13 protein-coding genes are annotated in these 23,847 nt (G+C 66.1%); 4 read left to right on the forward strand and 9 right to left on the reverse strand.

From position 1 onward, the window contains the following. Positions 1–228 precede the first annotated feature (228 nt). Together llg_RS06465 and llg_RS06470 are read left to right on the forward strand one after the other, a co-directional pair. Positions 229–1,425: a M48 family metalloprotease gene (locus llg_RS06465; RefSeq protein WP_338288888.1), complete on the forward strand. Its 1,197-nt coding sequence runs from the start codon at positions 229–231 to the stop codon at positions 1,423–1,425. Further along, entirely contained in the window at positions 1,422–6,902 is a 5,481-nt protein-coding gene (locus llg_RS06470) for an AAA domain-containing protein (protein WP_338288889.1), read from the forward strand. The genes llg_RS06465 and llg_RS06470 overlap by 4 nt, the downstream gene beginning before the upstream one ends. A gap of 29 nt (positions 6,903–6,931) precedes the next feature. Here the strand turns inward: llg_RS06470 and llg_RS06475 are convergent, their stop codons facing one another. Then, on the reverse strand, positions 6,932–11,518 hold the full coding sequence (locus llg_RS06475) for a glycosyl hydrolase (RefSeq protein ID WP_338288890.1): 4,587 nt from the start codon (positions 11,516–11,518) through the stop codon (positions 6,932–6,934). Positions 11,519–12,001: 483 nt separating this feature from the next. On the opposite strand from llg_RS06475, the gene llg_RS06480 reads away from it, so the two are divergent. Beyond that, entirely contained in the window at positions 12,002–12,547 is a 546-nt protein-coding gene (locus llg_RS06480) for a DUF1003 domain-containing protein (RefSeq protein ID WP_338288891.1), read from the forward strand. Positions 12,548–12,556: 9 nt separating this feature from the next. Here llg_RS06480 and llg_RS06485 read toward each other — a convergent pair whose 3' ends face one another. From llg_RS06485 to llg_RS06520, 8 genes are all read right to left on the reverse strand, one after another. Further along, positions 12,557–14,053, reverse strand: coding sequence for an SUMF1/EgtB/PvdO family nonheme iron enzyme (locus llg_RS06485; protein ID WP_338288892.1), 1,497 nt, complete (start codon positions 14,051–14,053; stop codon positions 12,557–12,559). Positions 14,054–14,070: 17 nt separating this feature from the next. Beyond that, on the reverse strand, positions 14,071–15,255 hold the full coding sequence (locus tag llg_RS06490) for a hypothetical protein (RefSeq protein WP_338288893.1): 1,185 nt from the start codon (positions 15,253–15,255) through the stop codon (positions 14,071–14,073). 99 nt (positions 15,256–15,354) lie between these two features. Next, complete coding sequence (locus llg_RS06495) at positions 15,355–15,609, reverse strand: hypothetical protein (RefSeq protein WP_338288894.1); 255 nt, start codon at positions 15,607–15,609, stop codon at positions 15,355–15,357. Between the two features lie 48 nt (positions 15,610–15,657). Then, positions 15,658–17,262 carry an FAD-linked oxidase C-terminal domain-containing protein gene (locus llg_RS06500; RefSeq protein ID WP_338288895.1) on the reverse strand — a complete coding sequence of 535 codons (1,605 nt, stop codon included), beginning with the start codon at positions 17,260–17,262 and terminating at the stop codon, positions 15,658–15,660. A gap of 3 nt (positions 17,263–17,265) precedes the next feature. Then, entirely contained in the window at positions 17,266–18,972 is a 1,707-nt protein-coding gene (gene glgP / locus llg_RS06505) for an alpha-glucan family phosphorylase (RefSeq protein ID WP_338288896.1), read from the reverse strand. Between the two features lie 48 nt (positions 18,973–19,020). Continuing rightward, positions 19,021–20,046, reverse strand: a complete 1,026-nt coding sequence (gene tdh, locus llg_RS06510; RefSeq protein WP_338288897.1) for an L-threonine 3-dehydrogenase — start codon at positions 20,044–20,046, stop codon at positions 19,021–19,023. A gap of 68 nt (positions 20,047–20,114) precedes the next feature. Further along, positions 20,115–21,182, reverse strand: a complete 1,068-nt coding sequence (locus tag llg_RS06515) for an acyltransferase (RefSeq protein ID WP_338288898.1) — start codon at positions 21,180–21,182, stop codon at positions 20,115–20,117. Between the two features lie 223 nt (positions 21,183–21,405). Beyond that, positions 21,406–22,089, reverse strand: coding sequence for a hypothetical protein (locus llg_RS06520; RefSeq protein WP_338288899.1), 684 nt, complete (start codon positions 22,087–22,089; stop codon positions 21,406–21,408). Positions 22,090–22,402: 313 nt separating this feature from the next. Here llg_RS06520 and llg_RS06525 point away from each other — a divergent pair, with 313 nt between their 5' ends. Beyond that, a complete protein-coding gene (locus llg_RS06525; RefSeq protein WP_338288900.1) occupies positions 22,403–23,800 on the forward strand; it encodes an NAD(P)/FAD-dependent oxidoreductase in 1,398 nt (465 codons plus the stop codon). Positions 23,801–23,847 lie beyond the last annotated feature (47 nt).

Consider the following 23,847-nt stretch of genomic DNA (forward strand, 5'->3'; position numbering starts at 1 on the left):
GTGCCACCATCTAACAATGCGGGCGGCATCAGGACGGGGTGACATTTCCCTATCAGGATCAAGGATTTCCGGCAAAGCTGTTTCCGTACGAATATCTTATAGGGAATCGTGCATTTTACACTGCCGTGACATTCACCCCGGTACCCGTTAACCCGTGAATACGCCGGAAAGGCTCACCGGACGTTAAAAGTTGCTCCCCCACCAAGCTCGGCTTGAATCCCGGCTAACATGGATCGGGTTCTGGAGCCGTTGGCACAGCACCGCGCGCTGGTGGAGTGGTTGAAGACCCACGAGCGGGCGGTTTGGGATTGGTACGGGGACGCGGAGCGCCAGGGACGGGACGCGGAGGCGGTGCGGCTCTCGCTGCTGCGGGACACCTACCGGATGGACGCGGAGGGGCACCCGGAGTTGTTCGTGGAAATCGCGGCCGCGAAGGAGGCGCTCGGCCTGCAGGCAGTGGAGGTGTCCGCCTATCAGGCGCAGGGGGACGGCCGGATCAACGCGGCGATCTGTTATCTGCCCGGCGAAGCCCATCTGATCTTCTCCGGCCCGATCCTCACGCTGCTTTCATCCGCCGAACTGCGCGCGGTGATTGGTCACGAATTGGCGCACTACCGCCTGTGGGACCAGGACGGCGGTGACTTCTTCCGTGCCGACCGCATCCTGCATCAGGCGGCCGACCATCCGGGAGCGCAGCCGAGCCATGGCCACAGCGCACGCTTGTGGAGCCTCGCCACCGAGTTGTTCGCGGACCGTGGCGCGTGGCTCGCGGCCGGCGATCTGGAAACGGCGGTGGCCGCCTTGGTGAAGATCTCCACCGGCCTGCCGCAGGTCAGTGCGAAGAGCTACCTGGCCCAGGCGGACGAGATCTTCTCGAAGTCAAAGCCCCGCACGGAGCAACTGACCCACCCCGAGACCTTCATGCGGGCACGGGCCCTGCGGCTGTGGGCGGACGAGGATGAGGCATTGGAGGAAGCCATCGCGACGATGCTGGTGGAGCAGGAGGGGTTGGATGAAATGGATCTGCTCCAACAGGCGCGGCTCGCGGAGCTGACCCGGCGTTTCATCGGCCACCATCTCGCGCCCTTGTGGTTCCGCAGCGAGGCGGTATTGGCGCACGCGCGCTTGTATTTCCCGGACTTCGCACCCGCCGCGGCCGGGGACGGGCTGGAAAACGAGCTGGCCTCGCTTTCGAAGCCCCGCCGCGAATACCTCTGCCACGTGATGCTGGATTTCTGCGCGGTGGACCCGGACCTGGAGGACCTGCCGCTGGCGGCGGGTTTCGAGCGGGCGCGCGACCTGGAGTGCCTGGGGCACTTCGAGAAGATCGCGACGAAGGAGCTGAAACTGAAGGCGAAGGACGTGAAGAAACTGAAGGACAAGGCCGCCGGGATGCTGGCCGCCGCGAAACTGGAGACACCATGAGCGACAACCCGTTCACCGGATTTTTGCAAGGCGGGGCCGCGCGCGGCGGCTTCGGCGTGGAGGACGTGTTGGCGGCGGTGCTGCCACTGATGCGGGAGGTGGCCGCGATCCATGACGCGGGCCGGGTCGCGCCCCTGCGCGGGCTTTCCGCCATCGCGGTGCAGGACGACCGCGCGCTGGCACTGACGTCGGCGGAGGGAATCGAGCCACGCCACCACGAAGGAGTGGTCCAGCGCTTGCTCGCACCCGCCAGCCACGGCGTCGAGGTCACCGGAGAGCAGCGGCGCGAGTCGGACGAAGGACGGCTCACCCACATCCGTAATCTCGACGTGGCCGTCTCTTCCGACGGGATCACGCGCCCGGTTTATCTGCCCGGCCACGTGAGCTGGGAGCATGCGGTGGATCACCATGACGAGCTGACGGACGTGTTCTCGCTGGGGATGCTGCTCGCCAGCCTGGCCTGTGGACTCGATTTCACGGAACTCCCCGATCTGGAGCTGTTCGCGAACTCGCGGAAGAACCTGTTCGCGCTCGCACCGCGACTGCATCCGGTGGTGGCCGCGGTGATCGTGGAGATGACCGAGCTGCACCGCGGCCGCCGCGCGCAGGATCTCGTCACCCTGATCCGCACGCTGGAAACCTACCGCGACCAACCGGTCGACGCCGACGTCAACCAGCTCCCCGGTCTCGAACAGGCCTCGAAGGGAGGCCGCCGCCGGATCATCCAAACGCATCTCCGCGACCGGCTGTTCGATGTGTCCCGCCGCAACCGGCTGCTGTATTTCAAGAGCTCCCAGTCCACGCTCAATCTCACCACCGCCAGCGTGCCGCTGGTGTTGGACTTCCGGAACATCCAGCCGGGACAATTGCTCTATTGGCACGCGCCGCTGGCGGCCGAGATCGCCGCGGGGCACACGCTGGCGTTGCAAAAGTGGCTGCGGTTCGAGGAGGCTCCCTATCTGCCGGGGCAGCTCGACAAGCTGATCAGCGAGGCTCGCCGCAGCCGCGCCGAGTTCGGTTTCTCGCAGCTCCGCCTCGTCGTCGCCTTCCTGCGTTGGAACAACCTCAAGGAGGAGCCGAACGTCCGCATCCACTCGCCGCTGCTGCTGCTGCCGGTGGAGCTGGCGAAGCGGAAGGGCGTGAAGGACCAGTACACGCTGGAACCGCAGGGCTCGGAGCTGGAGGTGAACCCGGCGCTGCGCCACCATCTCAAGCAGCTCTACGACCTCGACTTGCCGGACAGCATCGACCTGCGCGAGATCACGGTGGAGGCCTTCCACGCCGATCTCCAAACGCGCATCCGCGCCACCGAGCCGGGCGTGGGTTTGGAGCTTTCCGCGAAACCGAAGATCCAGCTCATCCACCAGAAGGCGAAGCAGCGGCTCGACCAATACAAGCGTCGCCTGGCCCGCCAAGGCCGCGTGGTACAGCGCGCCGCCGGTCTCGATTACAGCTACGACCGCGCCGACTTCCGGCCGCTGGGGCTCCAGATGTTCCAGAAGCTGGTGAAACCCTCACCGCTGCCCACCCGCGAGCTGGCGGGCGTGCCGCCCGAACCGCGCACGCCCTTCATGGTGTCCGCGGAAGCCGCCGGAATCGAAATCGAACAAAGGATGTTCACGCTCGTCGAAGAGGCGGAGGGAAACCCCTACGCGTGGGAGTTCGACCTGTGCGCGCTCACGCTGGCGAACTTCAACTACCGGAAGATGACGCTGGTGCGCGACTACGCGAACCTGATCGAGCAGGACCTTCCAAGCGTCGCCTTCGACCGCGTGTTCTCCATCGAGCCGAAAGCCGTGGAGGATGCCCCGCTCGCTCCGCTGCCACCATCCGACCAGCACCTCATCATCGCCGCGGATGCCACCCAGGTGGGCGCGATCGCGAAGGCTCGTCTCGGTGACAGCCTCATCATCCAGGGCCCGCCCGGCACCGGGAAATCCCAGACCATCACCAACCTCATCGCGGACTACGCCGCCCGCGGCAAACGCGTGCTCTTCGTCTGCGAGAAGCGAGCCGCCATCGACGTGGTGTTCCACCGCCTGCGGCAACAGGGCCTGGATGAACTGTGCTGCCTGATCCACGATTCGCAGACGGACAAGAAGGAGTTCATCCTGAACCTGAAGCAAACCTACGACCAGTGGCTCGCGGGTGAGGCCGGCAACGATGCCAGCCAGGCCAGCCGCACCGCGGCCCTGCGCGCCTTGGAAACCGAACTGGCCGCGCTGGAGGAGTACACGACGAAGATGGCGACAGCCCCGGAAAGCGCGGGCCTGCCGGTACGGGAGCTGATCCAGCGGCTGATCGAGCTCCGAGGTAGCGCCGATGGCCGTGCCTGCCCGGACTTGAACGCGGTCGAGCAGGAACGCCTGCCCTGCTACGACGAATGGCTCCGCCATGGCGACGCGGTGGTGCGTCTCGGCAGCGTGCTGCGGGATCTTGGCACAGCCCCGGTGTTCGCCAAACATCCGCTGCGCTGGCTGGGCGAGGCGGTCATCACCAGCGAGACCCCCTTGGAAGGACTCGCGGCCCGGCTCGATGACGCGGAGCGCCAGATCGACGATCTCGACGACACGCTGCGAGAAACGGGCTTGGCGGCAGACCATTGGAACACGCTCGATGAGATCGGTCAGCTCCTCGATTTCGCGGAACGCCTGCGCCCGCTCGCCGAGGGTGGATTGCTGGCACTGCTCGATCCGAAGAGCGCGAAGTCCTCGGCACTCGAGCAACTGCGCGGCGAGCATGGCGCAAGGTCACAGGCCCTCGAACAAGCGCGGGCGAAAACCCTTCACTGGCTCGACAAGCTGCCGCCGGATGACACGGCGAACGCACTCGCGATCGCGCCGAAGGTGCAGGGCGTGTTCGGCTTCCTCAATCCCGCGTGGTGGCGCCTGCGCAAGGTGATGAAATCACGCTACGATTTCAGCAAACACGCCGTGGCGCCGACATGGGAAGCACTGCTGAAGGACCTGGCCACCGAGCACGCGGCGCAGGCCGATTGGGCGGCGGTGCGGGCACGCGGTTTGGCGGAATTCGCCAGCGAGGATCCGACCGCCTTCGGCGAAGGCTTGAAACCGCTGGTGGCGCACGACGCACCGCCCGCGGTGGCCGCGCTGCGTTCGCGGTTGTTGGAATCGGAGCAGGGAACCGCGCTGGTGAAGACACTCGCGGGACTGGCTCCGAAATTCCAAGCGCTGCGCCGCGAGATCGAACTGCTCGTCTTCGGAGCCAGCGCCCAAAGCCTGGAAGACCTCGCCGCGGCCATCCGCGAGATCCGCGAGGAATCCGACGCCATTCCCGAGCTGCTGCCCACCCTGCGCGAACTGGCAGCCACGCCGGAAAAACTGCGCCGCGCCACGCGCGGCTTCGCATTCACCGCGGAGGAACTGGAGGCCGCCTGCGCGCGCAAGACACTGGAGAATCTTTATCGCTCCGACCGCGCGCTGCAGCGGTTCGACAGCCACCTGCTCCAACAAAAGCTCGACCGCCTCGCGGGTGCCCACCGCCAGTGGCTGGAGCACAATGCCGCGTGGATCCGCCGCCAGGTCCGCCAGCGGTTCCTGGAACACGTGCAGACCGCGAACCAGTCTGCGACCGTGCTCACACCGGATCAGAAGACCTTCAAGAAATCCTACAGCGCCGGACGCCGCGAGCTGGAGCACGAGTTCGGCAAGACGATGCGCTACAAATCGATCCGCGATCTCGCCGCCGGGGAAAGCGGTGACGTGGTGCGGGATCTCAAGCCAATCTGGCTGATGAGCCCGCTGTCGGTATCGGACACGCTGCCGCTCGACACGGAGTTGTTCGACGTCGTGATCTTCGACGAAGCCAGCCAGATCCCGGTGGAGGACGCGGTGCCCGCGGCCTACCGCGCGCAGCAGGTGATCGTGGTGGGCGATGAGATGCAGCTCCCGCCCACCAGTTTCTTCAGCAGCGCGGGCGAGGGCGATGACGAGCTCTCCGTGGAGGAGGAGGGCGAAACCGTCAGCGTGATGATGGACGCGGACAGTTTCCTCACCCAATCCGCGCGCAACCTGCCGAGCACGCTGCTGGCATGGCACTACCGCAGCCGCTACGAGTCGCTCATCAGCTTCAGCAACGCGGCCTTCTACGGCGGCGAGCTCTACACCATCCCGGACCGCCAGATCAGCGCGGCGGACGGGGGAGACATGCAGGTGTCCTCGGCGGAGGAAGCCGCGGAGCGGGTGACGGAACTGCTGGCGAAGCCCGTGAGTTTCCTCCGCTGCGACCACGGCGTTTACACCGACCGCCGGAATCCCGCGGAGGCCGAGGTGGTGGCCCATCTGGTGCGCCGTCTCCTGTTAACCGGGACCGGCATGAGCATCGGCATCGCCGCGTTCAGCGAGGCGCAGCAGGGCCAGATCGAATCCGCGCTGGATGCCCTCGCCGCCACCGATCCGGATTTCGCCACCCGCTTGGAAGCCGAATACGTGCGCGAGGAGGACGACCAGTTCTGCGGCCTGTTCGTGAAGAACCTGGAGAACATCCAGGGCGACGAGCGCGACATCATCCTCATGTCGGTGTGCTACGCGCCCGACGAGAAGGGAAAGATGCGGATGAACTTCGGCCCCATCAACCAGCGCGGTGGCGAGAAGCGCCTCAACGTCATCTTCAGCCGCGCCCGCCAGCACATGGTGCTCGTCAGCAGCATCCGCCACACCCATATCACGAACGATTACAACGACGGCGCTCGGGCTTTGAAGAACTTCCTGCACTACGCCGAAAGCCTGTCGCGCGGCGAATCTGCGATGGCTCGCCAGGTGCTTGATGGACTGAACCCGCTCAAGCGCAAGCCGCTCGAGCACGGTGCATCCGGCGGCCTGATCGCCACCCAGATCGCGGAGGCCTTGGCGTGCCGCGGCTGGCAAGTGGAGACGAACACCGGCCAGAGCCGCTTCCGCTGCGATGTGGCGGTGCGGGCCGCGGGCACGGAGCGCCACCAGCTCGCCGTGCTGGTGGAAGGAGGTGGAACCCGCGGCGTATTGGAGCGTTTCCATACCCGCCCCGGTATCCTGCGCGCCTTCGGCTGGCAGGTGGCCATCGTCACCGCGAAGGACTGGTGGCACAACCCCGCCGCGATCCTGGAGCGGATCGAGCGCGTGCTGCGCCGCGAGATTTCCGACGAGGAACCGGTGGCCGCCATCGAGCCCGCTCCCGAAATCGCCGCACCGGCACCGGTGGCCCCGCCTCCGCAACCGGAGCCCCTCGCCATGCCGACGGGCACGCCCGCAGGCGTCCAACGCTTCGAGTTCGTGGAAGGTCCGTCACGCAAGTTTTGGGAAGTCGCCCAAGCCGGTGAATCGCTGGAGATCCGCTACGGCCGCATCGGTACCGCGGGTCAATCGCAGGTGAAGACCTTCCCCGATGCCGCCCGCGCCACCCGCGAGATGGAGAAGCTGGTCCGCGAAAAAACCCGCAAGGGCTACCAAGCCGCCCCACCGAACCAAGCCCGCGGGTGATGGTCCGGAGCACTCCACACCGGGCCTTCTCACTCCACGGACACCTGGAGGCGCATGAAGCCGCGCGGGGTATTCCCAATCGGTGCCGTGCAATACCAGGTGAAGACCTCGAAATCACCGTCGCTCACCGGGGCTCCGGCCTGGACGACATTGGCGGCCGCGCCCGTGGAGGAGAGGCCAGTAAGGGTATCCGCCGCCCGCGGGGACAGAGTCACGCCGACGCGGACCTTTCTCAGCCGCGCCTGGAGGGTGAGATAGGTTTTCCCGTCCGCGAGGCCAATTTCGGCCGCCGGTTTGGCTTGGACGACAATCGACGACCCCGCGGCATCGGACACGAGTGGGTTGGTGCCGATCAACCATTCGATGGCATTGGAGAGACCGTCGCCATCGGGATCGGCGGCGGCCCCATTGCCACCGCCGGGGAACGAGTAAGCGGCGGCCCACGCGCCAAAGGTGCCGGGGGCGCTCTCGACCGTCAGGACGCCGTTCGGAAGATTGGTGGTGTTCCACTGGAGGCTCGCGCCGAGGGCGGGCAGCGAGGTGGCGCTGAAGCTGCCCGCGAAGGACCCCGCCGTGAACAGCGTGAACGAATCCCCGGCCGCGAAGGTGCCGCCGAGGCTGGTGACCTGCAACGTGCCCGCACGGGTGAAGGTGCCGGTGACTGCCAGCTTGTCGCAGGTGCCCGCGGTGCGGTTGATCTCCAGGCGGGTGGTGCAGCCGGTCTGAAGGGTGAGGCCACCGCCGAGGGTGAGGGTGCCGATGCCATTGCCCGGCGAAAGCGTGCCGCCAGATTGCACCGTGACCGCTCCGCCGACCGAGCCGCCGCCGCCGAGGGTGGCGGTGCTGGCGACGGTGACCGCCGTGGAGCCGAGCGAGCCATCGACCACGAGCGAGCCCGCACTCAAAATCGTCGCGCCGGTGTAGCCGCTGGCTCCGGAGAGGGTCAGCGTGCCGGTGCCGACCTTGTTCAGGGCGAGGATCTTGGCACCGTTGTTGATCGATCCGGCAAAGGTGTCGGCGGTGTTGAGGTTGCCGATCTTCAGGGTGGTGGTGCCGGTGACCGACAAACCGCCGCGGACGAGGGAGTTCGCCACACCATTCAGGGAGCCCATCTCCAGCGTGTAGTCGTTCGCGCCTCCGAGCACGAAACCCTGGAGCGATCCCTGGGCGCTCGCCAGGGTATAGGCGGCGTTCTTGCTGGTGGCCATCGCGGCATTGAACGCCGTGGAAACAGTGGTCGAGTTGTGGGTGTAGCTGCCGGTGAAGCCGCTGAAATCCCCGGTGATCGTGCAGGAGCCGGTGTTGGTGATCGTGACCGGACCGGTGAGGGTGTTGGCGAGGGTGATGTTGCGGTTGATGTTGAGCGCGGTCCCCGCGGAGGTGGTGATGGCGGCCCCACCGAGGTTGCCGCCATTGACGAGCGTGATGGTGCCGCCGGAAAGGGTGGTCGCGCCGATGTTGGTGTTCGCGCCGGAGAGCGTGAGCGTGCCCGCGCCAGTCTTCACGATCGCGATGCCGGAGGTGGCGCTGCCATCGGACAGCACCCCGTTCACGGCGAAATTGCCCGCACCTTGGAACGTGAGCGTCCGCGAGCCGGTGGCCGCCGAGGTGATGGCGCCGCCGAAAGTGAGCGTGCCGGCATCGGATTGCAGGAAGTAGTTTCCGCCGCCGGAGTTGATGGTGAGCGCGCCGGAAAGCGTGTTGTCCCCCGAGAGGTTTCTGAACGCGGGCACGGTGCCGCTGCGCCCCGACAGGGCGAGGGTGGAGGCGGTGGTCACCGGACCACGGACGCCATCGAGCTCCAAGGTCGAGTATCCGGCGTTGTTGTTCCGGATCTGGATCGCGGTGATGGCGGAGGCGGCGGTGGGATGGGCGATGCGGACGATACCGCCGTTGGTCGCGTTGTTGGCATCGATGGCGAACGTGCCCGAGAGCGAGCTCGCGCCACCCAGCACCAGCGTGCCGCTGCCGAGCTTGTTGAGGCCCTGCGTGCCCGCGAGCGGCGTCAACACGTTCGCCGTGTTCTGGGAAACGGTGATCGTCGGCGTGCCGCTGGCAGTTTCCAGGGTCAGGGTCTTGCCGCTCACGCCCGCGAGCGTCCAGGACTCCGCGCCACCCGTGTCTCCGAACTGGAGGTTGCCGATGGTGCGGGAGGCATCGAGCGTGACCGTGCGGTCCGCACCGATGTTCAGCGTGCTGAAGTTCGCGGTGTTTCCCGTGCCATTGGCGGGGAAGCTGCCGTTCCACTTCGCGACCTCGCTCCACAGGCCGCTGGTGTCGCTGGTCCAGATGCCGTTGCCGTTCACCGAGGGCAGGGTGATGTTGAGCACGGCGTAGGCGCTGGCTCCGGTGGTGTCGGTGGCGAGCACGAGAAACTGCTGGAGGCCGCCCTCATCGTAACTCGGCGTGCCGGTGAGCGCGCCATTCGCCGCAACGGTGAGCCACGCCGGTCCCTCGACCTTGCTGAAGGTGATGGTGTCGCCCGCGTCGGCATCGGTGGCGGTGCCGGCGAGCGTGCCGGAGTAGGCGACGTTCTGGGTGCCCGCGTTGCCGGTGATCGTAGTGCTGGCGAACACCGGCGCGTTGTTGGTCTGCATCGCGGCCACCTTGGTATCGGCCAGCGCGTAGGGCAGGAACTGGACGTCATCGAGGACACCGCCGAAATACGGGTCGCCGGTGAACTGGCTCTTGCCGAGGAAATTGGTGGTGGTGCCGAGGTCGACCGGATTGATCGTCATCCCGGTGTTGGTCGCCACCAGCGCGCCGTTCACGAACAGCTTGCCGGTGTTGCCGCTGATGGTGACCGCCACGTGGGTCCAGGTGTTGGTGGGCAGCACCCCGGTGTTGAGCTGCTGCTCGCCGCCACCGTTCTTGATGGCAAAGCGCATGTTGCCGCCGCCGCTCGGAGTGAGGAACATGTAGCTGTCCGTGCCATTGCCGAGATCGAAGATGCGCTGCCAGTTCGCACCTCCATTCCAGTAGACCCACGCGCCGAAGGTGAAGTCGGTGCTGTCACCGAGGCGGGAGGAAAGTTGCACATGGTCGGCGTTCGCGGCGTTGCCACTGAGCTTCACGCCCTGACCGTTTTTCCCCGCCGTAAAGGTCGCCTGGCCCTTGAGCATCGCGGCGTGGCCGTAGGCGAAGCTGTCGCTGGCATTGTTCTCGAAACGGTAGCAGGCCGCGGGTAAGGTCGGCACCTCCGGAATCACCTGCGAGTAGGACAGCGACGACGCGTGGTCGCGGTACACCACCCCGGCCGCGGTGAGAGAGCCATCGTCCCACTTCACCCGCCGCACGTCCTCGACCCAGTTGTAGAGGGCGTAGCGTTCGACGAAGGGCGTGCTCTCCAGCATGTCCATCATCTTGCCCACCGTCGCCGCCTGCTGCGCCGCGGTCGGATCGGGACCGGTGGTCCAGTTCGCGCCGTTGTTGAACTCGGTGACCCAGATCGGGCGCTTCGTGCGGTCGTAGACGTCCTTGAGAAAATTGTAGAACTGGGTGGTCGCTCCATCCGGATCGGAGGCGCTCGAATAACTGCGGTAGTAGTGGACCGCCACGTAGTCGACCCGCAGGTCGCCCGCGTCCGCCTGGTTCATGAACGATTCCAGCCATGCCACGCCGCCATCGGTGGGCGCGGGCGAGCCGACGCGCAGACCGGTGTTCAGCAGGTCCGGCCACGACCAGATGGCATCGCCCACGGCGATGTTCGCCTGGTCCGCGGAGTTCGGCTCATTGTAACCGAGCAGGGTGTTCGCCCCGCGTGCCTTCCAGTCCTGGGCCAAGCTCGGCCAGTAGCGCTGGGCCCGGATCGGCACGTATTCGAGATCGAGCGATGAATTCTGGTCGATGTTCCAATTGTAGTACCAGCCGACGTCCAGGCCGGACGCGATGGCCCCGCCGATGCCCTTCTTGTTCACCCAGCGCCATGGGAAGATGCGGATGAAGCTGATGGAATCGTTCAACTCGTCCGGCAGCACGCTGACCTCGATGTCACCGTCCTGCGCGACGTAGTTCCGGCTCACTCCCGTGCCGTCCGCGTTCTGCGCGACAGTGGCGGTGTAGCCGCGCTTCAGTTTGAACGAGCTGATGTTGTTCGCGTAAGTCGTCCCGAGATTGCTGTCGGAATACGACGTGTAGGTCGCGAGCGAGGTCGACGAGCCGGTAAAATGGCTGCCGGTGAAGACCTGCATCGGCGTGAAGGTCGAGGCCTGCGGGATCACCACCGTGCCATCGCCGTATTGCACGATCCGGCAGTTGGTGTTCAGAACCGCGGCCGCGCCATTGACCTTGATCTGGCCCAGATAGGTCGAGCTGACCACCGAGGGCTTGATCGCCGTCATGAAGAACCACGAGTCGGTGGAGTTCAGGTTGATCGTGCAACCGGACAGCGGGGTCGTCGCGCCGGTGATGCGCAGCTCCGAACGCCCGGTCATGGTCACCGTGGTGTTGGTGAGCGTGGCGTAGCTCTGCGAATCATTGGTCAGTGTCAGCGTCTGCGCGTGCGCGCTGGCGAGACACAGGGCCGCGAGCAGCCATCCCGCGGCGAAGCGGAGGCGCGGGCACACACGGTCCATCCACCGGCCCAGGGCAGGCCGGAAGGGGGTTCCAATCGTCACGGGTTTTCGAGTGGTGGGTTTTCTTTCAGGAGGGGGAAGGGGAAAGCCACGCCAACCGGCCAAGTTAACCTCCAAACCGGGGGTTCTCAACCGGGGTCGGCGACCGGCTCACGCGCGGCGGCGGCGGACCAGCGACAGGGCGATATCATTGGAACCCGCCACGAGCGTGGCGAATCCCCACAAGGAGGATTTGAGAAACAGGGAGCGTTGGGAGGGTTTCATGGACGATGCAATGCGCCGGGGGGCACCTCCCGTCGGGTCCACGGGAAACTCCCAGCCCGTCATTGCAGCCACGGAAAATGGCGTGAAACAAGGGCATTCGGCAAAACCCCCCGATCGGGGGGCTTCGCGGATCACTCAATTTGAACGATCTACGACTCACTTGGACGAAGGATTCGCGGCGGATTCCTCCCCTCGCCACGGAAGCCACGGACCCGGTCTTCCCGCTCGATTTCGCTCCGGCGGTGGGGTACGGATGCGGCCATGGAACAAGAATCCACGGCGGCTCCGACGGCGGCGTCCTCCAAGCACGGCCACCTGCGTTTCCATCTGCCGCACGCCCACCTGGCGGCCACCTTCGGCAACGATTGGTTCGGCCTGAAGGCGGAATCGTTCGCGCGGTTCTTCGGCACGCCGACCTTCCTCATCGGTCAGACGGTGATCGTGGGCGTGTGGATCGTAGCGAACCTGCTCGGCTGGTCGAAATTCGACGCCTATCCCTTCATCCTGCTCAACCTCGCCTTCAGCTTGCAGGCGGCCTATGCCGCGCCGCTGATCCTGCTGGCACAAACGCGGCAGGCGGAGCGGGACAAGACGACCTCCGACGCGGACGCGCAGCACCGCGAGGATCTGGCACGCATCTCCGCCGAGCGCCAGGCGACGGCGGCCGAACAGACCGCCCATCTGCTGGAACTGATGCGCCGCAATACCGAGCTGACGGAATTGACCAAGGCCCTCAGCGAGCGCATCGAAACGCTCACCGAGGAAGTACACCGCCACATCCTGGCCACCGAGAGTCCCCAGCGGTAACGGCGCGTCTCAGCGCGCGTCGGTCGCGAGGCGGAAGCCGAGATCGGGTCGACGCAGGCCGCGCTCCTCCACCCACTCGCGGGCCTGGGCGCCATTGGCGGGGTTCAGGAACGAACCGCCGATGATCACCCACAGCTTTTCGCCGAGGGGATTGGCCGGGTTCACCGACTGGCTGCGGGTCCACTCCGCCACCGAGCCGGCCATGCCGAGCAGGCCGTTTGGCGTGCGGTCCGGCGTCTCGGCGGTGACCGGTAGCCAGTTCGACGGCTTCAGTGTGGCTGGCTGCTGGACGCCCACGCGCAGGGCGGCGAACCATTCCTCCTGGCTCGGCAGGCTGCCCTGCTTCCACTCGCAGAAGGCGGTGGCATCCCACCAATCGACGCCCACTACCGGGGTGTCCAGGGTGACGGGGCGGCCCTTCCAGGTGCCGTTCGTCTTGGCCGCGGTGCGGAGGGTTTCCCAATCGTCAGGGAGGTGATCGGTCTTGGTCGCGGGCTGGCCTTCGTGGTCAAAGGTGCGCTCGCGCTTGTCCTTCGCCAGCAGGGCGAGGGTTTCCAAAAACTCCGCGTACTCGCCGATGGTGACCTCGTGCGAGGCCAGACGGAACGCCCGCAAATCCTCGTCCAGGCCGTCCGGCGTGGGATGCTTCCCAGCGGGAATGAGCACGGCTCCGGGCAGCGACGCCTTCGGTGGACCGGCGGGCGGCTTCGGCTTCATCACCGACAGGCCGACTCCGGCCGCCGCGATCACCAGCGCGGCGACCCCGGCAATGGCGGCCACCGGCAGCTTCTTCGGCGCGGGCAGATGGGTGGTCGCCGGACCGGCACCGGCCGCGGGATCGGCGAGCTGTTGCTCGATCTGACTGGCGTAAGCGCGGACCTGCTCCCAGGTGAGGGGAATCTCCAGCCCCTCGCCGCGCATCCACGCCAGCAGCGTGAGCATGCGCGAGGCCCCGGGGTGGCCATCCGCCACCAGCGGCACCAGGCGTTCGCCGAGGTTGACGATGTCCTGCACGGATCGCTCCGGCTCGCGCTCGCCAGCAACGGCGAGGTTCACCAGACGCACCACGCCGCTGTCTTCCAAGTGGATGTCCTCCGGATCGAGCTGGGCGGTGGCCTGGCCGCGGGATTCGAGATACAGGTTCGCCTCCGCGACACGGCGGACGGCATGGGCCAACTCGGACGGGCGCATCGCCTCGGTGGCGTGGAGGCGCTCTTCCAAGGTGGCACCAGCCAGTTTCTCGCGGGCGAAAAAGCAGTGCTCGTCCTTCGCCACAGCCTCGTACACCGAACCGATCAGCGGGTGGTCCATCGCAGCCTTCGAGCGGATGTCCGCCAGGAACGACTCGCGGGCCTCCTCGGCCTCCGGACGGAGTTCATCGACGAGGACATTGCGGCGCACGGAAACCTGCTCCGCCAGCCACGTGCGGGTCAGAGGGCCTTCCGCCAGGAGTTCGATGAGCCGGTAATCGCCTAACAGGGTGGGTGCGTCGGAAGGGGAATCCATGCGAAAGGGTGAAGCGCTCAATGGGAAGGCAGCGGCAGCAAGGGCGCGCCGGGATTGAAGTCCCGGGGCAGCTCCTCCTTGTTGAGGAACTCGGGCGGCACATCGCCGGGGCCGGGCAGGCCGTTCGGCTGCTGCTGCGGTTGTTGCGGCTGCTGGACCTGCTGGTTGCGGGCGGCCAGGTCGCGCGGCCAGGCCTGCACGTCGATGAGCTCGTTCTTGTAGTTCAGCTCCACCGATTGGCCATAGTAGGCGCGGTGGCCGAAGAGGTGCTCGTCCTGCTCATCCTGGCGCGGGATGATGTAGGTCACGCGCAGCAGTTCCTCGCCGCCGGCCCAATCGATCGGCAGGCTGGCCCACTCGGTCTTCACGACGCTGGTGTCGCGGGCCGGGACCACTTCCTTGCCCTTCAGCGAATCGTAGAAGAGCACCTTCACGAAGAAATCTTCCGCCGCCACGCTGGTGCCGGGCGCGGCCTGGACCGGGATGGTGAGCACCACGCGCTCACCGTCCTGGTATTCCGCGTCCTTGAAGATCCGGGTGCGGCCGAGCACCAGCTTGCCGCGGACGTCCGGCTCCTGGATGCCATCGCGGAGCTTACCGGCGGCCATTTCATAAAGCGTGCCAGCCTTCGAAGCCCCCATGCGGAAGACATTCTCGTAGTGCTCGGAGGCCTTGTCGTAGACGCCCATCGCCTCGTGGACGAGACCCAGCTCGTATTCCACGTTCGGTTCGTCGGGCGATTTCCGGGCGGCTTCCTCAAGCTTGATGATGGCGGCCCCCATGTCCTCGGCCACGCGGGCCTTGCGGGCCTCGGTGACGAGGCGCTCGACCACCGGATCCGCGATCGGCGGGGTGGCCACCGGCGTGGGGGCAGGCCCCACCGGCGCGACGGGAAGAGGGTTCGCCGGCGGTTTTGCGACCACGCCGGAATTGTCCGAGTCGGTCGGCAGCGTGGCCGAAATGGCCGAAATGGCCGGAATCCCCGGGCGGACGGCGGGATCGACCGCGGCCGGCACCGGAACGGCCACGATCTTCGGCACCTCGACGATCTTCTCGACGATCCGGACCGGGCGGTTCGTCTCCAGGCGGGCAGCCAACGCCACGGCGGCGCTCATCACCTCCGCGAACGCGATGACCCCGATCGTCCAGCAGGAGATGCGGAACGCGGTGAAACGGTGAGCGGAAGCGGAATGGCCTGCCATTCTTTGGACACTGGTGAATCCACCGCGGGGTGTCAATCCAGCGGGGTGGTTGTTAGCAGGGGGATACGTGGAATCCGTCCGGTGGATTCCACGATCGGTCTACCCGAAGAAAAGTCCCCCAAGCCCCAGAATGGCGACGCCCAAGGCCACCTGGCACCATCTCAGCGCCCGCTTCGCCCCGGCATCACCCTCCTGCGCCAATTCGGCGCAGCGGGACAAATCCGCGAAGATGACGCTGAAAAACGAGGTCGAGAAATTCCCCTGCCGTCCGGTCACCGGACGAACGAGCCAGAGCCAAGACAAGACCAGCATCGCGAGCCCGATGGGGACCAGGAGGAATGCGCCGGACTGCATGCCGGGCATTTTCGCACGCCCGGCATGGTTTTCAATCCAACGGATTCCTCACGGATCGAGGAACTTGCCCGGATTGAGGATACCGTGGGGGTCGAGCGTGCGCTTGAGCGAGCGGTGGATGGCATAGGACGCGTCGCCGAGCGCCTGCTTGATCCACGGTTTCTTGGCCAGGCCCACGCCGTGCTCGCCGGTGATCGCGCCGCCATTGGCGAGGATCCAGTGGAACAGCACGTCGAGCGCGGCATCCGCCTTCTCGCTGACCAGCGGATCGTTGTAATCCTGCACCATCAGGTTGGTGTGGATGTTTCCGTCCCCGGCGTGGCCGAAGCACGCGACCGGGATGCCGGTCTCGTCCTGCAGGCGGCGGGCGAAATTGACGAGTTCCACCAGCTTCGAACGCGGCACCACGATATCCTCGTTGAGCTTGGTCAGGCCGGTGTCCCGCAGCGAGTAGGAGAACTCGCGGCGGAGCTGCCAGATGCGCTCGCAGTCCTCCTCGTCCGGCGCGATCTCCAGGTGGGTGGCACCCGTCCGCATCAGCAGGGCGTGGAGTTCCGCCAGCTCCGAGGCCACCGCGGTGGGGCGGCCATCGATCTCGACGATCAGGTAGGCATCGCCCGGCGGGAACACGTCCGCGCCGAGGCGCTTGCGGGCCGCGGCAAGGGTGAAAGCATCCGTGATCTCCAGCGCGGAGGGCAGGTGGCCGGAATTCAGCACCGTCTGCACGGCGGCCGCGGCCATCGCGAAATCCGGGAACACCGCGGCCACCATGGCGCGGGCCGGCGGGCGGGGAATGAGACGCAGGGTGGCCTCGGTGACGATGCCGAGCATGCCCTCCGAGCCGGTGAAGAGCCCGCACAGGTCGAAGCCGGTCTTGTTCTTGTGGAGGCGGCCGCCGGTGCGCATCACGCGGCCGTTCACCAGCACGACCTCGAGGCCGAGGACGTAGTTACGGGTCACCCCGTACTTCAGGCAGCGCGGGCCTCCGGCGTTGGTGGCGATGTTCCCGCCGAGCGAGCAATCCTTCAGCGAGGCGGGGTCCGGCGGGTATTCCCAGCCGATCTCGCGCGCGGCGCGCTGGAGCTCCACGGTGATCACCCCGGGCTGGACCACGGCCACGCCATCGGCGGGGGCCAGTTCCAGGATCCGGTTCATCCGGGCGGTGGAAAGCACGATGCCGCCGCGCACCGGCACGCAGCCGCCCACGTAGCCGAATCCGGCACCGCGGGTGGTCACCGGGATGCGATGCTTGTGGGCGTAGGCCATCACCGCGGACACGTCGGCGGTGGATTCGGCGAAGACGACGACGTCCGGCTGGTGGCGGGCGTACCACTTGTCCCCGGCATGCTCGGTGAGCACCTTGTCGCTCAGGTCGACCTTGCCCGGCCCGATCCGCGCAACGAGGTCGGCGGCGATCTGCTCGGAGGAAATCACGGTCGGTTCCGGTGCTGGCGGAGCCTTTTCAACGGGGGCCTCCGCCACCACGGGAGCCGGGTTGGCGGGAGCTGGGGCGACGGGTTCGCCGCCCGGGACCACGATCACCCGCGGCTCGCCCTGGGAGTCCGCGTCGAGCGGCTCCCAAATGGCGGCTTCCGCCGGGGATGGCGGGGTATTCCGGACGAATCTTCCGTTTCGCTTCGGAGGCAAGGGCATGCCTCAAAGGACGCTGTGGGCCGGTGTCTGGTCAATCACCGGTTGCGCCGCCGAGGCGTAAATTTTCGTGTAGTACTCGCCCGCCATCCGGTCGGAGTCGAAGAAAGGCACGACCTCGTTCATTGAGCGCAGCATCATCCGCGCCCAGCCTTCCGGATCGTCGTAGTAGAGCGGCAGCGCCTTTTCCTCCATCTGCTCGTAGAAGCCGAGGAGATCGTGGCGGTCCCGGGACTCCGGCGAGAGCGAGGGATCGGCCGGCGGGATGATGAAGCTGTTCGTGCCGGAGAAGTCCGCGAACTCGCAAACCCAGCCATCGTAGGTGGAAAGGTTCAGCGCGCCGTTCATGGCGGCGGTCATGCCGGAGGTGCCGGACGCCTCGCGGGTGACCACCGGGTTGTTCAGCCAGATGTCCGCGCCGTTCTTGAGGAAACGGGACAGCTCGAGCTCGTAGCCGACGAGCACCGCCGCGTTCGGGTGGTGGCGGCAGAGGCCGGCGAGCTTGTTGAAGGTCTCGATCGCGCCGAAGTCGAAGGGGAACGGCTTGCCGGCCCAGATGACCTGCACCGGGCGCTGGGTGTTCGAAAGCAGCTCGCGGAACAGGCGGATGTCCCGGGTGATGAGGTCCGGGCGCTTGTAGCCGGCGAAACGGCGCGCCCACACGATGGTCAGCACGTCCGGGCGGAAGATCTTGCCAGTCTGGTCGGCAACCACCCGGAACAGGCGCTCCTTCAGCTCGCGCTTGCGGTTGCGGAGCAACTCGGTGTCGCCATGGACACGCGCGGCTTCCAGACCGTGGTCCGCCCAGTATTTCTTGTTCTGGGCGTTGGTGACGTGGGTGATCGGGCAGAGGCCCTTGTGGCTCTTCCACATCTGGCGGGACACCTCGCCGTGGAGCTTCGAGACGCCATTGGCCACGTGCGCAAGGCGCAGCGCGGCCAGCGAGTGGTTGAACACCTCGCCCTCGATGCCGGTGATCTTGCGGACCTCGGCCTCCGGCACGCTGCCGAAGAAGGTGAAATCGTTCAGCAGCTTGAAGTCGTGCTTCTCGTTGCCCGCCTCTTCCGGCGTGTGGGTGGTGAAGACGAGGCGCTTCCGCACCTCTTCCACGCTGCGGTGCTTCTCATACAGGCGGAAGGCCGCGGACAGCCCGTGGGCCTCGTTGAGGTGCCAGATCTCGGGATCGACGCCGAGTTCCTCCATCAACCGGGCACCGCCCGCGCCGAGGATCGTGTACTGGGCGATGCGGCGCAGCGGGTCGTTGTCGTAGAGGCGGTGGGTGATCGCGCGGGACAGCGGATCGTTCTCCTCCACGTCCGTGCTCAGGAAGAACATCGGCACCGTGGAGAAGGTCTCACCCGGCAGGTAGAGCGCCTTCACCCACACCGGATGGCCGTGGATCGGCACGGTGAAACGAATGCCGGTGTCCCGGAGGAACGCGTACTCGTTCTTCCGGAACTGGACCGCCATCTCGCCCTCGTCACCGCGGGTCTGGTTGTAGTAACCGTAGGACCAATAGATCCCCACGCCGCACAGGTTCTGCTTCAGCGCCGCCGCCGATTTCATGTGCGAGCCCGCCAGGAACCCGAGCCCGCCCGAGTAGATCTTGAAGCTCTGGTCGAGGGCGAATTCGCAGGAGAAATACACCGCGCTCTTCGAATACTCGGGAGCGATCTCATACGAATGGGCGAACGGTTTCGGAAGGAAGGACATGCAGCGAGGGGATGGTGTGTGGGGAGCAGGCGGTCACCCGCCTTCGGGTCACGTCCAATCCAGCACCACCTTGCCGGATTGGCCGGACATCATGGTCTCGAAGCCTTTCGCGTACTCAGTGTAGTGGAATCGATGCGTGATCACAGGCGAAATGTCCAAACCGGCACGAATCATGCTGCTCATTTTGTACCAAGTTTCGAACATTTCCCGACCGTAAATGCCCTTGAGGATCAGGCCCTTGAAAATGACCTTGTCCCAATCGATGGCGATTTTTTCCGGGAAGATGCCGAGCAGCGAGACCTTGGCGCCGTTGGAGGTGTGTTGAAGGATGTCATTGAGGCCGGACGGGTGGCCGGACATTTCCAGCGCCACGTCGAAGCCTTCCTTCATCCCGAGCTCCTTCTTCACGTCTTCCAAGGTTTCATTGGCGACGTTCACGACACGCGTGGCGCCAAGTTTCTTGGCGAGCTCGAGGCGGTAGGGGTTCACGTCGGTGACGACCACGTGGCGGGCGCCGGCGAACTTCGCCACGGCGGCGGCCATGCAGCCGATCGGACCGGCGCCGGTGATCAGCACGTCCTCCGCCACCATGTCCCAGGACAGGGCGGTGTGGACGGCGTTGCCGAGCGGGTCGAAGGTCGAGATGACTTCCTCCGGGATGGAGGGGTCGACCTTGTAGACGTTGGTGTAGGGGATGGAGAGGTATTCGGCGAAGGCACCGGGACGGTTCACGCCCACGCCGAGCGTGTTCGGGCAGAGGTGGCGGCGGCCCGCCAGGCAATTGCGGCAGCGGCCGCAGACGATGTGGCCTTCACCGGAGACGAGCTCGCCCGGGACCACGTCGGTGACGCCGGAGCCCACGGCCTCGACGACGCCGCAGAACTCGTGGCCGACATGCATCGGCACGGGAATGGTGCGCTGGGCCCACTTGTCCCATTTCCAGATGTGGACGTCCGTGCCGCAGATCGATGTCTTGCGGATTTTGATGAGCACGTCCTTCGGACCCACTTCGGGTTCCGGGACGTCCTGGAGCCACAAGCCCTCTTCCGCCTTTGCCTTGACCAATGCTTTCATAAGTTACGCGGGGGATGGTGCATGGGCCGGGCCACGGGGCCACGAAAATCTTCCGCAGCATGCGGGACTCAGGGATTCCGCGCCATACGTGCTTTTACTCCTTGGGCCGGAACCTCCAGCATACGCCAGGAAACCCACGCCAGCGCCCAGGAAATCAGCGCGAACACCCCGAGCCGGGCGGCGAACCCGAGCCCGTGCTCGAACCGGCCATTCCACAGCCACGGGCAAATCCACCCGGCCGCCAGCGGCGCGAGGTTATGGAACAGGTAAAGCCCGTAGGACAATTTCCCGAGGTGCTGGATCGCCGGGTGCTCGAGCAGCAGCGCCCGCCAACCGCGGAATCCCACCGAGGCCGCCGCAATCAACCCACAGCAGGCCACGGTGAGGAAAGTCTGCTGGAACGCCCGCAGCACCGGCACCGGATGACCCGCTTGATCGAGCCCGTAGAGCGCGGCGTAGGCGAGGAAGGCCGCCACGCCCGCCCGCCGCAGGCCGGGATGGGAGAGGGGCAGGCCGCGGTGGACCGCCAGCGCCAGCAGGCTGCCCAGCCCGAGGTAATCGCAGGCCGCGAACGGCAGCAGGTCCGGCAGGACGAATCTCCCCGCCAGTTCGGTGTCAAACAACCGGAACGCCGGAGCGACCGCGGAGAATCCCACCAGTAGCGGCACCATCGCCCGCCGCGGCACCCACCAGATCACGAACGGCCACAGCACGTAGAACTGCTGCTGCACCGCCAGCGTCCAGAAGTGCGAGGTGAAATCCGCCCAGCCGTGCGCGGCCATGTGGAGGTTCGAGGTGTGGGTGAGGTACCAGCCCCACGCCTCCCGGATGTCCCGCGCGCCGAGCAGCAGCGCGAAGGCCGCCGCCGCATAATAGGGCGCGAGGATCCGTAGCCCGCGGCGCACTTGGAAATTCTTCAGCCCGTACGCCCGCCACGCCACGCCGGAGGCCTCGCCGCGGTCCCGCTCCCGCAGCAACACGCCCGTGATCAGGTAGCCGGTGAGCACCAGGAAGAAGAACAGACCGAGCTCAAACGGCACCCAGCCGCGCGTTTCCCGCGGCAACCAATGCACGCACGCCACCCCGAGCATGCCGAACGCCCGGAGCCCGTCGATCTGCGTCGCGCGGCCTGCCATGAAGGGAGAGAGATCACACGGGTAGACGAAGTAGCACAAGCATTCCTGCTTGTGGGTGGGGAGACTTGCATGAACCTTCGGATCTCCAGTCGTCCTTTTGACACGCTAATTGCCAAGGGGCGGAGCTCAACGGGAACAGCAAACGGGTTGCTTCCCGGTGGACTGGGCACGTGAGGCACGTCGCGGATACTCCCACTCACAAGCAAGAATGCTTGTGCTACAATCAAAGCATCAACCCGCGGTTCAGCTTGCGCTTGATCTCCTTCAGCTTGCTGGTGGCGACCTCGCGCTTCAGCAGGTAGGTCGTGTGCGGCACGAGGGACCGCGCCAGGTCCTCCGGCGCGGTGTGTTTCACATCGAGATCCGGCGCGAGATCGACCCCGGCGGAGCGGAACAGATGCCGCACCAGCGCGGAGCAGAACATCGATTTCTCCCGCGAGAGGAGGTTGGTCTTACCGCGCAGGGTTTCACTCCGGATCGCCACCATCACACCGAGCAGCTCGCGCAACGAGTAGCGGGTGCGGTCCGCCACCAGATTGAGCCCCTCGGTGAGAATGGCGGTGGTCTGCTCCGGCGTCAGGCCGAAGTCGAGGATCGCCACCGTCGAGTAGAGATCCTCGTCGTGGTACTTCGAAACCCGGTTCTCCTGCACTCCGAGCCGGACGTGGCGGCGGTGGATGTCGAGGTCGGACTCGATGACCCAGTGGTGCCCATCGGCGCGCGGTCCTTGAAAAAAGAAGGCGTGGGAGAACCAGCTCCACGCGCCATCCGTCACATGACGCTGGGCACGGCAAATCGCGCGGTCGATGAGGGCGGTGCCGCCGACCAGCCCCACCCGGCCCGGAGCCGCGTGGGTGGCGAAGAATTCGGCATTGGTCAGGCCGCTCAGTTCGATGGTCTCGTGCACGAGTCCCTCTTAGCCAGCCGCGCTGGCGAACTCAAGGAGCAGGGACATTCCTGTCCCGTTCTTCAAAACGCCATAGGGTAGCCAGAAGAAGAAATTCAACCGCAGATGAACGTTAAAAACGCAGATGGAAGAAGGGATGGCAGCGCTCGGATCTATTGGGGTGACCACCCGTTGATTCCTCTTATCTGTGTCCATCCGTGTTCATCTGTGGTTGGATTTCTTCTTTTCGCTTCAACCCGTTTTTGAAGAACGGGACAGGAATGTCCCTGCTCCTTGCTTTCTCCCGGCCCCGGTGGAAACTGGCTGCTAGATCATGAAAGCCTACGATCTCCTCGTCATCGGCGGTGGTTCCGCCGGGTATGCCGCCGCCCGCACCGCGGCCGATCTGGGCAAGCGCGTGGCGGTGGCCGATGGCGCGCGCGATCTCGGCGGACTCTGCATCCTGCGCGGCTGCATGCCCTCAAAGACCCTGCTCCATGCCACCGAGGTCCTGCACCACGCGCGGAAGGGCAAGACCTTAGGCCTGCGCATCCCGGAGGCCTCGGTGGACATGAAGGCCCTCCACCGCTGGAAGGTGAAAACCATCCGCGAGTTCGCCGATTACCGCGTGCAGGGGCTGGAGAGCGGAAGGTTCGATCTCTACCGCGGCCACGCCCGCTTCACCGGGCCGAAGTCCGTGGAACTCACCGACGGCACCACCCTCGAAGCGGAACGGATCTTCATCTCCACCGGCTCGAAGGTGAGCGTGCCGCCGATCCCCGGCCTGGCGGAAACGCCGCACTGGACCAGCGACGACGTGCTCGATCTCGACTTCGTGCCCGAGAGCGTGATCGTGCTGGGCGGTGGCATCGTCGCCTGCGAGCTGGCCCAGTTCCTCCGCCGCATCGGTACGAAGGTGACGATCATCCAGCGCAGTCCACGCCTGCTGAAGGAGGTTTCCGAATCCGCCGCCGCGGTGGTCGAGCAAGCCTTCCGCGACGAAGGCATCCAGCTCCACACCGGCACGAAGATCGAGAGGATCCGCGCCACCGCGGAAGGCGTGAGCGTGAAATTCACCCAGGACGGCAAGACCCTCGTGCGCCGCGCCGCGCATCTCTTCAATGCCCTCGGCCGCGAGCCGAACACCGCGGGCCTGAACCTCGACGCCGCCGGGGTGGACCTCAACGGGCAGGGCCGAGTCACCATCAACCGCTGGCAACAAACCAGCCGCCGCCACATCTACGCCGGCGGCGACGTCTGCGGGCCGCACGACATCGTCCACCTCGCCGTGGCCCAAGGCGAACTCGCCGCGCGCCATGCCTTCGGCGTCAAGGGCCTCAAGGCCATCGATCCCGATCTGCTCCTGAGCGTGGTCTTCACCGATCCGCCGCTGGCCACGCTCGGCCTCCAGGAAAAGGAGCTCACCGAACGGAACATTCCCTTCCTCTCCGCCAGCTATCCCTTCGACGACCACGGCAAGTCGATCCTGATGGATGCGACGTACGGCTACGTGAAGCTCTTCGCCACGGCCGACACCGGCCGCCTGCTCGGCGCGGAGATCGCGGGCACCCACGCCGACTCGCTAATCCACTGCCTCACCGGCCCGCTGGCGATGAAGGCCACCGTCCACGATCTACTACGCGCGCCGTGGTACCATCCCACGCTGGCGGAGATCCTCACCTATCCATTGGAGGAGATCGCGGAGCTGCTCGCGGCCCGGCCCCGGAAGTGAACAAGGCCCCCGGTCGCCCGGGAGCCTTGTTCAGTCTTTGGGGTTCC

Origin of the sequence: Luteolibacter sp. LG18 (genome assembly GCF_036322585.1) — a bacterium.
Taxonomy (GTDB): Bacteria; Verrucomicrobiota; Verrucomicrobiia; order Verrucomicrobiales; family Akkermansiaceae; genus Luteolibacter.